The 14,064-nt window shown below is 67.0% G+C and carries 7 protein-coding genes and 2 pseudogenes; 8 read left to right on the top strand and 1 reads right to left on the bottom strand.

Features of this window, described 5'->3' with window-relative positions; all coding sequences use genetic code 11:
- Positions 1-4 precede the first annotated feature (4 nt).
- The 4 genes and pseudogenes from BN2279_RS31165 to BN2279_RS08495 all read left to right on the top strand — a co-directional run.
- Positions 5-274: pseudogene (locus BN2279_RS31165) on the top strand (helix-turn-helix domain-containing protein); the annotation flags it as partial.
- Between the two features lie 336 nt (positions 275-610).
- On the top strand, positions 611-2,692 hold the full coding sequence (locus tag BN2279_RS08505; RefSeq protein WP_159037145.1) for a CHAT domain-containing protein: 2,082 nt from the start codon (positions 611-613) through the stop codon (positions 2,690-2,692).
- Positions 2,693-2,818: 126 nt separating this feature from the next.
- A complete protein-coding gene (locus BN2279_RS08500; protein ID WP_159037144.1) occupies positions 2,819-3,568 on the top strand; it encodes a tetratricopeptide repeat protein in 750 nt (249 codons plus the stop codon).
- A gap of 214 nt (positions 3,569-3,782) precedes the next feature.
- The gene (locus tag BN2279_RS08495; RefSeq protein ID WP_159037143.1) at positions 3,783-4,004 is read left to right on the top strand and encodes a hypothetical protein; all 222 of its coding nucleotides are present in this window, start codon (positions 3,783-3,785) and stop codon (positions 4,002-4,004) included.
- Here the strand turns inward: BN2279_RS08495 and BN2279_RS08490 are convergent.
- Positions 3,976-4,763, bottom strand: a protein-coding gene (locus tag BN2279_RS08490) for an IS5 family transposase (RefSeq protein WP_234347653.1) whose coding sequence is annotated in 2 segments (ribosomal slippage) — positions 3,976-4,425 and positions 4,428-4,763 — 786 coding nt in all. Because the reading frame shifts where the segments join, the coding sequence is not laid out codon by codon here. The genes BN2279_RS08495 and BN2279_RS08490 overlap by 29 nt on opposite strands.
- A gap of 594 nt (positions 4,764-5,357) precedes the next feature.
- Between BN2279_RS08490 and BN2279_RS08480 the strand changes: the two genes are divergently transcribed.
- From BN2279_RS08480 to BN2279_RS31435, 4 genes and pseudogenes are all read left to right on the top strand, one after another.
- A complete protein-coding gene (locus BN2279_RS08480) occupies positions 5,358-11,519 on the top strand; it encodes a DNRLRE domain-containing protein (protein WP_407702211.1) in 6,162 nt (2,053 codons plus the stop codon).
- Positions 11,520-11,674: 155 nt separating this feature from the next.
- The gene (locus BN2279_RS08475) at positions 11,675-11,944 is read left to right on the top strand and encodes a hypothetical protein (protein ID WP_159037142.1); all 270 of its coding nucleotides are present in this window, start codon (positions 11,675-11,677) and stop codon (positions 11,942-11,944) included.
- Between the two features lie 192 nt (positions 11,945-12,136).
- Positions 12,137-12,739, top strand: a pseudogene (locus BN2279_RS28480) (IS5 family transposase); the annotation flags it as partial.
- Complete coding sequence (locus tag BN2279_RS31435; protein WP_079031985.1) at positions 12,703-13,068, top strand: pentapeptide repeat-containing protein; 366 nt, start codon at positions 12,703-12,705, stop codon at positions 13,066-13,068. The pseudogene BN2279_RS28480 and the gene BN2279_RS31435, both read left to right, overlap by 37 nt.
- The last annotated feature ends 996 nt before the right edge of the window (positions 13,069-14,064 follow it).

Genomic DNA, 14,064 nt, shown 5'->3' with positions numbered 1-14,064 from the left:
ACACCTGGGTCTCCGATCACTACGGAGATCCGCATGTCGAAGCCCAACCCCGCTCGATCGTGAGGCCAAGCGGCGCCTGGCCGTCATACGCTACATCGAAGAGGTCACCGGAAACGTCGCCCAGACCTGCCGCTACTACGCCATCAGCCGCCAGGCGTACTACATCTGGTACCGCCGCTACCAGGCGGAGGGCGTCGAGGGCCTGTGAACCCGATCTAAGGCACCCAAGACCTTCCCGAACGCCACCCCGACCCGGCAGATAGTCGGCCGACTCGGCGGGCACCATCCAGTGTTCAGCCAGGTGCTGCGGCGCAAGAGTCGCCCGCACGACAACGGGATCTGCGGCGTCGACCTGGCCCACCACCGCTGCCGCGAACGAGCAGGGCGTTCATCATCGCGTTGCCGTCCGGCTGTAGCGGTTCCGTAGCGGGCGGCGCAGGACCTTTCCGCATGATGTCACGCGGAGCGCACGGTTCGTGGCATGTCCAGGCCACCACATGCGACCTCATGGGGGCACGGCTCGCAGCGCACTCGGGATTACTGATTGAATCCACCTGACAGCGGTAGGTCCCGGGGTGGGAGGCAGGTTATGTCTGGGGATCGCGATGTCATGATTGAGCTGTCCCGTGACGGGGCGCGTTACCGGGTTGTGGTGCGGTCACCGGCCGGGGAGTTCACGAGTCACAGTGACTTGGATCCGGCACGGATCACCACCGAGCTGGGTGCGGTGCAGGCCAATGTGCTGGCCTCCAGTGCCCGGGTCAGGGCGGTGCGGCCGGTGATGTCGGCCCTGGAAGGCCCGCTGCGGCGGCTGGGCAGCACGTTGTTCGAGGCGGTGCTGGAGGGTCAGGCGGGCGCACTGTTCACGGCCAGCCGTAACGAGGTGGAGCGCCGGGGAGAAGTCTGCCGCATCGTGCTGAGGCTGCCAGCCGAGTTGGCGGTGTTGCCCTGGGAGCTTCTCTATGACGTTCACCGTGGAGAGTACGTGTGTCGGCGAAGCGCCCTCGTGCGTTACGTCGACACGCCGGAGACGGTACGGCGGCTTCAGGTGGACGGCCCCTTGCGCATCCTGGGCATGACCGCGTTGCCGGGCAACCTTGCCGCCCTTGACGCCGACGCTGAGCGCGATCAACTGACCGAGGCCCTCGCCCCCCTTCAGCATCTGGGACTGGTCGAGCTGGAATGGGTCCAGGGCCAGCGGTGGGAGGACCTCATGGGGGCCCTGCTGTCCGGCACCTACCACCTGTTCCACTTCATCGGGCATGGCGGCTTCGACACCCTCCGGGGAGAGGGAGTAATCGCCTTCGCCGACTCCCACAACCGCGCCCAACCAGTGTCAGCCTCCCAGCTCGCCGACCTGCTCACCGTGAGCACTCCGATGCCGCACTTGGTCGTCCTCAACAGCTGCGGCAGCGCGACGGGGGTGGCCACGGACGTCTTCTCAAGTACCGGCGCCACTCTCGTACGACGAATACCGGCAGTGGTGGCCATGCAATTCTCCATCACCGACGATGCCGCCAAAGCCTTCTCCGCCGCGTTCTATCAGGCTCTGGCGCACAATCGTGGCGTCGACGAAGCCGTCCGCACCGGGCGCATCGCCCTGTCCGGCTGGCACGCCGATACCCTGGAGTGGATCACCCCGGTCCTGTACATGCGCAGCCATGACAGCCGCCTTCTGGCCCTGGCCCCGCCCCGTCCACCCCACCATCCGGTAGCCGACGAACGGCCCCGACCGCCCTCAGCCCCTTCGGTCCACCGATCCGCGCCTGCAGTTCTTCCCCAGCTGACACACAGCCTTTCCGGGCCCAGTGCCACCGTCTGGACGGTGGCGTTCAGTTCCGACGGGGCGCTCCTCGCCGGAGGGAGCGACGATGCGACCGTATACCTGTGGGATCCCACGTCCGGCGCCGGGATCGGTGCCCTCACCGGAGACGGCGGTCCCGTCTACGCGGTGGCCTTCGGAGCCAGCAACGGACCCGAGACCATCAACAGGGAAGTCCTCGCAACAGCCGGTTCGGAGGGGACTGTGCGCCTGTGGACGCCGCCGGCCCATCAGCGCTTCGGTGCCTTGACCGGCGCTCACCTTCGGCCGGTCCGGGCGATGGCCTTCAGTCCCGACGGGGCGCTCCTGGCCACCGGAAGCGATGACAGCACGGTAGGGCTGTGGAATCCCCTGACGGGTCAGCAACTGCACGTCCTGACCCGCCACGACGGGCCGGTGTACGCGACGGCATTCAGTCCCGACGGCGCCATACTCGCCACGGGCGGCTGGGACGGGTCGATCCGCCTGTGGAACCCGGCGACCGGCCTGCCTCTCGGTACACTCGTCGGCCACACCTGGCCCGTAAGGGCCGTTGCGTTCAGCCCAGATGGCGCGCTGCTGGCCAGCGGCAGCGAGGACCGGTCGGTCCGGCTGTGGAACCCCGTGACCGGCCGGCTCGTCGGCATCCTGACCGGCCACACGGACTGGGTCTACGCGCTCGCGTTCAGCCCCGACGGCACAACCCTGGCCTCCTCAGGCCGCGACAGCACCGTCCGGCTGTGGAACCTCGCAACGAGCCAGTACGTTGGCACACTCACCGGCTACCAGCAGTCGGTCTGGGCTGTGGCCTTCAGCCCCGACGGCACGACCCTCGCCACCGCTGGACGAGACAGCAGCGTACGGCTATGGAAGCTCCACGCCGACAGCTGACGACTCTCCCGCTGGCGGAGGTCCGGGGCCTGCGGCCCATCGCGGTACCAGCTGCAGCAACGGTCAAGCGTCGCCTGGCGCCTAGTGAGCCCGCACTCACGGCATGAACCCCGGCAGGGCGATGTGGTGGGAGCGGCGAGCGCGTGTCAGCGCCGCGACTTCGCCGCCGCCCACGCCAGCTTCGAGCGGGCCTTAGCCCTCTACCAGGAGCATGGCACGCCACTGCAGCAGACGCAGGTGTTGGGCAACCTCGGCCATACCGCAGCCGGGCTCGGCGACTACCAGCAGGCCGAACGCCTCACCGGTCAAGCCATGGCGGTCTACCACGAGATCAACGCCGATCTTCTTCCCCAGATCGACGTCCTGATCCTTCTGGCCCGTATCGCCCGGGAAACCGACCGTCCCAGCCAGGCCGACACCCACCTGGAAGCCGCACGGGAACTGATCGCACAGATCAGCCACCCCGTCGCCGAAGCGATCCTCAGCCTTGAACAAGCCGCTTCGCACAGAACCCAGGGCCGGCATGAGGAAGCCCTTGACCTGGCCTGGCGCAGCCTGACTCTTCAGCGCACCGTGGGCAACACCGCCGGCCAGGCCCTGGCCTACGACAGCATCGGCCAGGCCATGCGCGACCTCGGCCGCCTGGACGAGGCCCTCGACTTCCACCGCACTGCTGTCCGCATGCTGCGTGACGGTGCCCAGCCGTGGCACCTGGCCCAGACTCTCGCCCACCTCGCCGACACCCACAACCACAACCTGCAGACCGACCTGGCCCACCAGTGCCGCACCGAAGCCCTCACCCTGCTGACCCAGTTCACCGACCCCGAAGCCACCGCCCTGCGCAAACACCTGAAGTCCCTCACCGAGCGGTTGTGATGCCTGCGGGCCAGGCAACAGGTCGGCTCGCGTTCGGCCGGGGAAGCAGCAGCCACCAGGTGTCGATAGCTGCCCTCGAACCGGATGGAAGCCCGGTGTCCCGGCTGGATACCGCACCTCGCTGAAACGCTCGTGGGGTGCTGCGTGTCCCGGGGTGTTGCTGCGGGGGCCGGCCGGTGTCATGCTGGCGGGTTTCCTACCCCGGGGAGGGCTGATGGAGATCAGGTCGCTGCAGGAGTTGCAGGCACCGGATGAGTTGACGCTGGCGTTCAGCCCGTTCGGGCTGGGCGGGCGGGTGCGGCCGGAGGATGCGGCCGAGTTCCAGCAGGCGCAGATCGCAGACCTTGACCTCGTGCCCGGGGTGGCGGAAGGCACGCGGGCGGCGTTCGAACGGCTTACAAGTCATCTCATTTGGTTAGTCGGCGGTAGCAGATGAGGGTGCAGGCGATGCTGGTGAAGGCCAGGAAGTGGTCGGCTGTGCGTTCGTAGCGGCGGTGGAGTCGGCGGCAGCCGGTGAGCCAGGCGATGGTCCAGCGGTGGCGGCCCAGTCGTTGTGAGGTCTCGACGCCCTTGCGGGCGATGCGGTGCCGGATACCCCGTCCGGCCGGCCATCGCCGCAGGTGCGCATAGTCGTAACCCTTGTCGGCGTGGAGCTTGGCCGGCCGTCGCCGCCTGGGTCCCCGGCGGGAGCGGATGGGCGGTATGCCCTTCACCAGAGGGATCAGGGCCTGGCTGTCGTGCACGTTGGCGCCCGAGATGCCGATGGACAGGGGCAGATCGTTCCGGTCGGTGATCAGGTGGACCTTCGACCCGTACTTGCCCCGGTCCACAGGATTCGGACCCGTCAGGTCCCCCTTTTCACCGCCCGCATGTTCACCGAGTCGATCGCACAGCGGGACCAGTCCAGCTCGCCGCGGGCTCCCAGCTCGTCCAGGACCAGGCGGTGCAGCTTGGCCCACACCCGGGCCCTCGTCCATTCGGCAAAACGCCGGTGAGCCGTCGCGCCCGACGGCCCGAACGACGCGGACGGCAACTGCTGCCACGTACAACCCGAGGTGGCCACGAACACGATCGCCGCCAGTACCTCCCGGTCACCGTGCCGACGCCGATCACCACCCTGCGGCCGAACCGGCGCCTCCGGCACCACCCGCTGGAACAACTCCCACAACTCGTCCGGCACCAACCGCTCCACGATCCCCACAGCGGAAGACTATCGAACACGCCAAATGAGATAACCTGTTAGAAGGCGCCATAACGACCTCGAACGCGCCTGCGCCACCGCCCACCAGGCGCTAGACCTCACCGAGGAGATCAGCTCCCACCGCGCCACCGGCCCCCTGCGCGAACTGGCCGACAGCATGACCGGCCGCCACCCGACACTGCCGGCCGTCCTTGGCCCACCCCGGCCTCGCCTGAACAACACGGGAGATTTACCCGGCCTCAGGCATGCCTCCTGTCCTAGCCGGGCAGATGCCCGCACTGACGCCACGTCATCTATGACATGAATCACATGAATTGAGTGGAACCAGCCGCTCCTCTTGGCGTCAATGTGGCACCTTCCCCTCTTTTCTCCCTCATTACTTTGATGGGTGGGCCTGCGTCGCACGACACGTCCATGTGCTGCTCGCATCAAGGGAGAACAGTGACGCTCTTTCGAAGAAGATGTGCTTCCCATGGCAGACCCGACGCGCACCACCCCCAGCCCGCGTGGCGGGCCGCATCCCTGGCCTTCGCCCGACGGGAAGGCTTCCTGACCCGGACGGCGCTTGGCGCCGCGTTTCTGCTGGCGCTGGAAACGGCGCTGGTGACAGGGGAAAGCGGCGTCGCCTTCGCTGTCACCGAAGAAGCCCCCGGAGTCCGCGAGGACACGGGCACCTCCGACCCGACCGTCACCCAGGCGGCGGACCTCACCTCGGCGCGGGTGGCGGCCCGGCTGGGCGGCGAGCGCGTCGAGGCGCTCGCCGAGCGGACCGAGACCTCGACGACCTGGGTGAATCCCGACGGCTCCCTCACCACGGAACTGTCGGCCGGGCCGGTCCGCTTCGAGCGCGACGGCGAATGGGTCGACGTGGACGTGAGCCTTGAGGCGGACGGAGAAGGCGGGTTCGCCTCCCGCGCGCATCCCTCCGGCCTGGAAGTGGCCGGGGAGGGCGGCACCCCGGTGGACTCGCTGGAGGAGGCTGGGGACGCCCCGACCCGCGACCTGGTCCAGCTCGGCCCTGGGGATGAGCAGGTCACCCTCGGCTGGCACGGTGGTCTGCCCGAGCCGGAGATCGAGGACACCGTCGCCCGCTACACCGAGGCGCTGCCCGGCGCGGACGTGGTCGTGGAAGCCACCCGCACCGGCTTTGAGCAGTACGTCGAGATCACCAGCCCGCCCGAGGACGGGCAGTTCTCCTACTCGCTGCCGATCGAGACCGAGGGCCTTGAGGCCGAGCCGCAGGAGGACGGCAGCATCGTCTTCACCGATGCGGAGTCGGGCAAGAAGCGGGCGACGATGCCGGCACCGGTGATGTGGGACGCCACCGTCGACGAGACCTCCGGCGAGCACACCCGCACCGTGCCGGTGGAAACCGACTTCACCGTCAACGGCGACAGCCTGGAGATAGTCCTCACCCCCGACGCGGACTTCCTCACCGACCCCGATACCCAGTTCCCGGTGACGGTCGACCCCTCCACGTCGGCGCTGGGCAACGTCTTCGACACCTACGTCAAGCAGGGCGAGACCGCCGACCTGTCCACGGACACCGAACTGCACATCGGGAACCCGGGCACCACGAACGCGGACGGTACCCCGCGCTACGCCCGCTCGTTCATCACCTGGGACACCTCTCCGATTCGCGATGCGCTGGTCAGCGATGCTGAGCTGGAGCTGTACAACGTCCACTCGGGCAATACCGACTGCCAGCCCGCGACCTGGGCTGTGTGGGACACCGGGACCCCCTCGACCGCCTCGCGCTGGACCAGCCAGCCCACCTGGAACCAGCAGTACGCCACCTCCACCGAGACCGCCGGGCGCTCCGAGTGCGGCGGCGACGGCTGGATCAGCGCGGACGTGACCGACCTGGTGCAGACGTGGGCCTCGGCCGCCACGACCCGCGAGCACATGGGCATCCGCGCCCCCTCGGCCGATACCAAGCAGTGGAAGCAGGTCCGCTCCGGGAACGCCGCCTCCAACCCGCCGCAGCTGACGGTCACCTACAATTACCGCCCGCGCACCGGCACCAAGCAGGAAGCCGGACCGCCGTACTTCTCCTACAGCGGCGCCTACACCGTCAACACCACGACCCCCACCCTGCGCGACACCTTCGTCGACCCGGACGGGGACCGGGTCAACGGCACCTTCCAGATCCACGACAGTGTCACCAACACCCAGGTCGGCGACGTGATCGTCTCGCCCTACGTGCCCTCGGGCCGTGTCGCCTCCGTCACGGTGCCGGCCGGGCTGCTGACCAACGGCAAGACCTACAAGTTCCGCACCAGTCCCTACGACGGGACGCACTACAACACCGGCTGGTCGGCGTGGAAAACCTTCACCGTCGATACCACCGTTCCTTCCGCCCCCACCACGATCACCTCCACCGACTACCCCGCCACTTCCTGGACCGGAGGCGCCGACCAGTCCGGCACCTTCACCGTCACCCCGCCCGCCGGAGGCGACCACCAGTGGCTGGAGTGGTCCCTCGACGACGGCATCACCTGGACCAAGGTCACCACCAACGGCGCCTCCGGCAACAAGACCATCACCATCACGCCGCCCCGCGACGGCACCCACACGCTCCAGGTGCGCACGGTCGACAAGGCCGACAACAAGTCGGAAGCAGCTGAGTACACCTTCCACGCTGGCCCCGGCGGCTTCCTCCAGCCCGCCGAGGGCGACCGGACCGCACGCCGCCTGCCCCTCCTCGCCGAGGCCGACCCCGACGAATACGACGCCGTGTCCTTCTCATGGCGCCGCTCCGAAGCCGACTCCTGGACCACGATCCCCACCGGCGATGTCACGTGGGGAGGGCAGCCGGTGTCCTCCTGGCCCGTCACGCTGGTGGACGGTAAGAACGCCGCCCTCGTCTGGAACGCCGCTGAGACGGTCGATCCAGACGGCACCATCGAGATCCGGGCCTCCTTCACCGGTTCGGGCAGCGCCGCTGGCACCTCCCAGCCGCTGACCGTCGTTGTGGACCGCGACGCCGATGATGCCGCGACCGAGGAGATCGGCCCTGGCTCGCTGAACCTGCTGACCGGGGACTACACCCTCATCGAGTCGGATACCTCCTACTACGGCATGTCAGTCTCCCGTACCGCTTCCTCGCGGGACTCCGGCGCCGGCCAGGAAGGCCAGGTGGCGATCTTCGGTGACGAATGGGTCTCCGGCACCATCGCCGAACTGACCGGCTCCGACTACTCCCACATTCGCATGATCTCCGCGACCGCCGTCGTCGTTGTCCAGGCCGACAACACGGAGATTCATTTCACCGCAGAGGCACAGGGGACAGGCTGGATACCCGAGCCCGGCGCCGAGAGCCTCATCCTTACGGGAGGCGTCAACGCGTCGTTCACCTTGACCGACTCAGACGGGGTAGTGACCGAGTTCACCAAACCTGAAACTTCTTCCCCTGCCTGGCAGGTTGTGTCCTCACACCTTGAAGGGCTGGACGTCTCTACGACCACGATTTCATCTGAGACAGTAACGGTCGGTGGCGAGACGCTGGCCCGGCCCAGGCGTATCGTGGCCCCTTCCTCTGCCAACTCCAATGAGACATGCCTCGCTACACCTACCGTGAGGGGCTGCCGCGTCCTGGAGTTCGTTTATGCCACCTCCACCACTGCAACCTCCGGCGCTTTCGGCGATTACACGGGCCAGGTCAGGGAGATCCTGCTGTACGCCTCCGGTAAGGGCGACTCCTCCTCGACCCCGCGCGCGGTGTCCACCTACCGGTACGACACCGAAGGCCGTCTGCGTCAGCAGTGGAACCCGCGTCTGAACCAGTCCACGGGCATCACCTACGGCTACGACAGCGCCGGGCGGGTGACCTCCTACCAGTCGACCACCGACCAGCCGTGGACGTTCACCTACGGCCTGGCCGGCAGCGCACCCACCGCAGGTGAGGGGATGCTGCTGTCCGTCGGCCGCCCCTTCCTGCGCCAGGGCAGCACCGACATCGTGGACGGCAACGCCGTCCAGACCGTCGTCTACGACGTGCCCCTGAGCGGGGGCAACGCTCCCCATGCCATGGGCGCCACGGACGTGCGGGCCTGGGGCCAGACCGACACCCCCACCGACGCCACGGCCGTCTTCCCCGCAGATGCCGTCCCGCCATCCCACTCTGGCTCTGACCTCACCGTCTCATCGTACATCCGTGCGAATATCAGCTATCTCGATAGTTCCGGACGCATGGTGAACTCCGCCGCACCCGGAGGTCACATCACCACGATAGAGTCGGACCGGTTCGGCAACATCGTACGGGAGCTCTCGGCGAACAACCGAGCAATCGCCTTGGGCATCACCGCCGAGGACGAAGCGACCCAAGCAGACCTTGGCATCGTCCAGCTCACCTCGGCCGAACGCGCCATGCTGCTCTCCACGACCTTCGTCTACAACAGCACAGGAACACGTGAACTCGAAGAGTTCGGGCCGCTCCGCAGGATCGACCTCACCGAGGACCTGAAGACCGGATCCACCGTCCTGGTTCCTTCTGGAACATCGGTGACGGCCCGCTCTTGGACGGTCAACGAGTACGATGCCGACCGCCCGACAGACGGCACTGCTAACGTGAGGGATCAGATCACCAGGAGCACGGTCGGCGCTCAAGTCCGAGACCACCCCGCGGTTCACGGTGAACGCCGGGTCAATCAGACCGTGTACGACTGGACTCGCGGCCTGCCAGTAACCAAGGTCGAGGACCCCGGCGGCCTGGCCATCACTACCGCCTACGAGTACGACGACACCGGACAGATCACCCTTGAGACTCCGCCGGGAGCCACCGGCACGGACGCCCTCACCCGCGTGACGCGTTACTGGTCCGCCACTGGCACTGGCACCTGCCAGGGACGCCCCGAATGGGCCGACATGCTCTGCTCCACTGGCCCGGCCGGAACCATCGCCGACGCTGGCAGCAACCCTAGTCAATTGGCCACCAGTACCTACGAGTACGACTCGTGGGGCAATACCACATCGATCAGCAACAGCGCCAACGGCGTCACGCGCACCACCGGCACCACCTACGATGGCGCGGGCCGTGCCACCACGATCACTGTGACCGGAGGAACCGGTCACGCTGTACCGACCACCACCACCGGATATGACAGCGTCACCGGGCGTGCGACCACGACCAGTTCGCCGACCGGCGGGACGATCGCCAAGGAATACGACAGTCTCGGTCGTCTTATCTCCTACGCCGACGCCGACGGCGGCACGACCACCACCGAATACGATCTCCTCAATCGCCCGGTCAAGGTCACCGACACAGTCCCCTCCACGGTCACCTACACATACGACCACGACATCGAACCCCGCGGCCTGGCCACCTCGGCCTTTGACTCCGTCGCCGGGACGTTCAGTGCGACCTACGATCCCGATGGCAGCGTCGCCAGGGAACGACTGCCAGGCGGCTACACCATGACCATCCGGACCAACACCACCGGAAGCGAGATCGGGCGTACCTACACCCGGGACAGCGACTCGGCGGTGGTCTACTCCGACAGTACGAGGCAGTCCATCCACGAGCAGACCACCAGCCACGCCGGATGGTCCGACCAGTCTTACGGCTACGACGCGGCTGGCCGTCTCGTCACCGTCCTGGACACCTCCGAGACTGTCTGCTCGCGCAGGTCGTACGCCTTCGACGCTCGTGCCAACCGCACCGCGCTCACCACAGCGACGGCGGGACCGGGCCAGGAGTGCCCGGCAAGTGGTGGCATCTCCGAGACCATCTCCTACGACTCGGCCGACCGCCTCACGGCCGCCGGCTACACGTACGACGCCTTCGGCCGCACCACGACCCTTCCCGGTGGAATCACCGTCGGCTACTACACCAACGACACCGCCCGTCAGCAGACTACGAGCACCCAGCGCCAGACGTGGGAGCTGGACGCGGCTCTGCGCTACCGCTCCTGGACTCTGGAGACCAACTCCTCGGGCACCTGGACCCCAGCCGGTTCGATGGTCAATCACTACGACTGCGATTCGGACAGCCCGCGCTGGATCGTCGAGGACCCCACGACCGGCGCCATGACGCGCAACGTGGTCGGCCTCTCGGGAGGACTCGCCGCGACGACCAGTGCCATCGGCGACACCGTCCTTCACCTCTCCAATGTCCACGGCGACATCGCCCTCCAACTCCCTCTCGACACTTCCCAGGCGCCGGTCGCCTTGGACGCCGATGAATACGGGACGCCCCGGGATGGCCAGCCGGCCGTCCGCTACGGGTGGCTCGGCACCAAGCAGCGCTCGGCCGAGACCGTCACCGGGCACACGCTGATGGGCCTCCGCCTCTACGACTCCACGGCCGGCCGTTTCCTTTCCGTGGATCCCGTCGAGGGCGGTGGTGCCAATCGGTATGGTTATCCGAGTGACCCGATCAATCAGGATGACCTCGACGGCCGAAAATGGAAGTGCAAGGCCAAGTGCCAGCTAGCGGGCCGGGGATCGCACTGCACCGGCTACGTGTGGGGGGCAGGTTCGGGCCATTCGGAGGAAGAGGCGGTGAGGGACGCGAAACGAGACGCTGTCCGTCAGGCACCTGGCGGCTGCTACGCCCGTCACTGCCGAGGATTTGACTGCACCAAGAACCGCATCAGGCAGTTCTTCGACATCAACTACAACCGATGGGCCATCCACATGCACAACCCGCCCAACTGGATGAGAAGAGCCAACCGCAACTCCTGGGGCCTTCTCTTCCGAAGCCAGGTGTGGGGAGGAACCTACGGCAGCATCTGTGGTTGCAGTCCATGACCGCCACGACGGTGTGAGCGGGTGACCGCCGGAGACTCGGACTGTCGGGTCCGAGTTGCCCGTTGCTCCCGGAAACAGGCGCGCGTTCGATCAGGCGGCGGCGAGTGACCGCACTGATATGGCCCAGTATTCAAGTTCGGATCAAGGAATCCCGCATGACCGCAGCAAGAGGGATGGAATGCGACACCACGGGGGAAGAACCGAGGCTGTGGCAGATCGAGATCGCGCTGGTAGCCTCCAGCATCGTCCATGAGGAACTGATGGACCGGCTGGTAGAGGTGTTGTGCCCAGATCACCGGCACGATGGCCCCTGCCCCGTACCGTGGGCCATGCACAGTGTAAACGGCGACTCGCTGTCGCGGAGGAAGCGTCGGGCACTCCTTCGGGAGATCGACGAGACCAACCCGGGGCCGGATCTGGCGTGACCGGTACGGCTTGCGAAGCTTCCTCGGCCGCTGACGCGCGCTATCAAGCCCCGCCATCCAAAGGTCCCTGCGGCATGCTCCCGTGGGAGCGCAACGGCGGGCTGATGCGGAGAGATTCGGACCGAAGCGGGGACATGCGGGCCGATTCTCGGAGGTCAACACATCGCCGCAGGTCAGCACGGGTAACGATTCCGTTTCCTGATCTGGTCCCGGGCCGGGGTATGGGGCTGGCTGCACCGGGCCGTGCTCGACGAACTCGCCGCCAGAGGTCTTCTCGACCTGTCCCGGATCATCCTCGACACAGCCCACGTGCGGGCCAAAAAGGGGGCGAACACACAGGTCCGAGCCCCGTGGACCGGGGTAAGCCCGGCTCCAAGCTGCATGTCCTGTCCGACCGCACCGGACTGCCTGTCGTGGTCGCTGTCTTGAGGTGGCAACGTCCACGACAGCGAGGGCCTGAAGCCGATGCTGGCTGGTCTCCAATCGAGACACGACCCCGAACGCGGCCGGCACTACCGCCCCGGCAAGATCCATGCCGACAAAGCCTACGACCACCCCGACCTGCGCAGATGGCTCCGCGGCAAGCACATCGCGATCCGTATCGCCCGCAAAGGCGTCGAGTCCAGCCAGCGGTCAGGCCGCCACAGATGGGTGATCGAACGCACGATGTCCTGGCTATCCGGCTACCGCCGACTCTCCCCACGCTACGAACGCAACCCCCGCAACTACCTGGCCTTTCTCGGACTCGCCGCCACCCTGTGCTGCTACAAACGCCTCCGCCGACTCACCACGTAGGACACGGTCTTAGGTCATGCCTCGCCGACGCCCAGCTCAAGAAGGCGAACCTTACCCACGCGCTGCTCGAGGAGGCAGACCTCCCTCGCGCCCGGCTGGACGAGGCCAGTCTGGCCGGTGCATGGCTCACCCATGCCCGGCTCACCGACACCTGGCTCGACGGGGCGGACCTTACCGGCGCCTGGCTCGACGGAGCAGACCTCGCCACGGCAGCCACCCTGACCGGGCAGCAGGTCATCTCCTCCCTGGCAGCGGGTGATGTGCCGGGGGACGGACGCGTCCTTCGCGATCCGCTCGGGGAGTCGTGTCCGCGCGCTGAGCAACCGTGATGTTCGACAGCTGGCCCCATCTCCGAGATTCTCCAACTCGCTCCGGTCAGGTCGCTGAGGACTTCGACCCGACCGGCCAAGCGTTGCCCCGTCGGACAGCTCGAGGATCCCGGTCCAGAATGGGCGCCGCCAACTTCGGCCGTGGTCTGCAACCATGTCGGGGCCTGAGCCAAGTAGTAAGCATTCTCGCTTGGTTGCTCACGCTGCGGCGGACCAAGACCCACGAAGGCGAGGTGAGATCGCCGCCCGAAGGAGCGTCGGACGGTATTTGGCCGCCGAACCCAAGAGATCTTGGAGCCGGGGGTGTGGACTTCGCCGAGGCGGCGTCGCAGCTGGTGCGAATGCCTGATGGAGAGCGGCTTCGTAGGGCGCGGGCGGTCGTGAGGGTGCTGACCATCCGACTTGAGCGGCGCCCACTGAGCGGGTTGGCTCGAGCAGAGCCCTCGGTGCGCGCATGCGGCGGGCACCCTGCGCCCAGACCGCCGATCTCAAGCCGGGTATGTGTTGCGTTGTCCTGCGTTTGCCGGGATGCTGGGGCGCTGTTGCAGGTTCACACATTGGGCCCTCCGGTTCACCCTTCTGGGCTCGGCGAGCGTCGCTGACGCTCCGGAGGCGAAGAAGGCCCGCTGCGGGCGCCTTTGCAGCGGACCTGCTGGGTGCTTTCCCCCTATTTGCGGTAGGGGGAAAGCGCTCAGCGGTTCAAGAGCTCCTTCACTGTCAGGACTATCCAGAAGGTTGCCTGGGCCAGCTCAGGGAGCTGTTCGCAGATATTTTGGGTGAAGGTTTTCCAGAACCTCCGGTCGCGCATTGCGCCTCCAGTGGTGGTGGGCTACGCCTTGTTCGAGCCCGGGCGCCGGGTTCGTCGGGTGTGTCCTTGGGGTCCGCTGGTGCGCGTCATGGAACTTCACGTCATATTTGTCTCATTTCTGGCGCTAATTTGATGCGTATGGCACGCGCTCGTAGAGGTCGGATGGCTAACCCGCTAAGCAGGTGACG

Origin of the sequence: Streptomyces specialis, assembly GCF_001493375.1 — a bacterium.
In the GTDB taxonomy this organism is placed as follows: Bacteria; Actinomycetota; Actinomycetes; order Streptomycetales; family Streptomycetaceae; genus Streptomyces; species Streptomyces specialis.
Note: the sequence above shows the minus strand (reverse complement) of the source record. Positions and strands in the feature narration are given on the sequence as shown.

Bases quoted from the DNA above. Each gene is read 5' to 3' on its own strand.
- BN2279_RS08495 (WP_159037143.1), top strand. From the start codon at position 3,783: ATGGAGATCAGGTCGCTGCAGGAGTTGCAGGCACCGGATGAGTTGACG.
- BN2279_RS08505 (WP_159037145.1), top strand. From the start codon at position 611: ATGATTGAGCTGTCCCGTGACGGGGCGCGTTACCGGGTTGTGGTGCGG.
- BN2279_RS08475 (WP_159037142.1), top strand. From the start codon at position 11,675: ATGACCGCAGCAAGAGGGATGGAATGCGACACCACGGGGGAAGAACCG.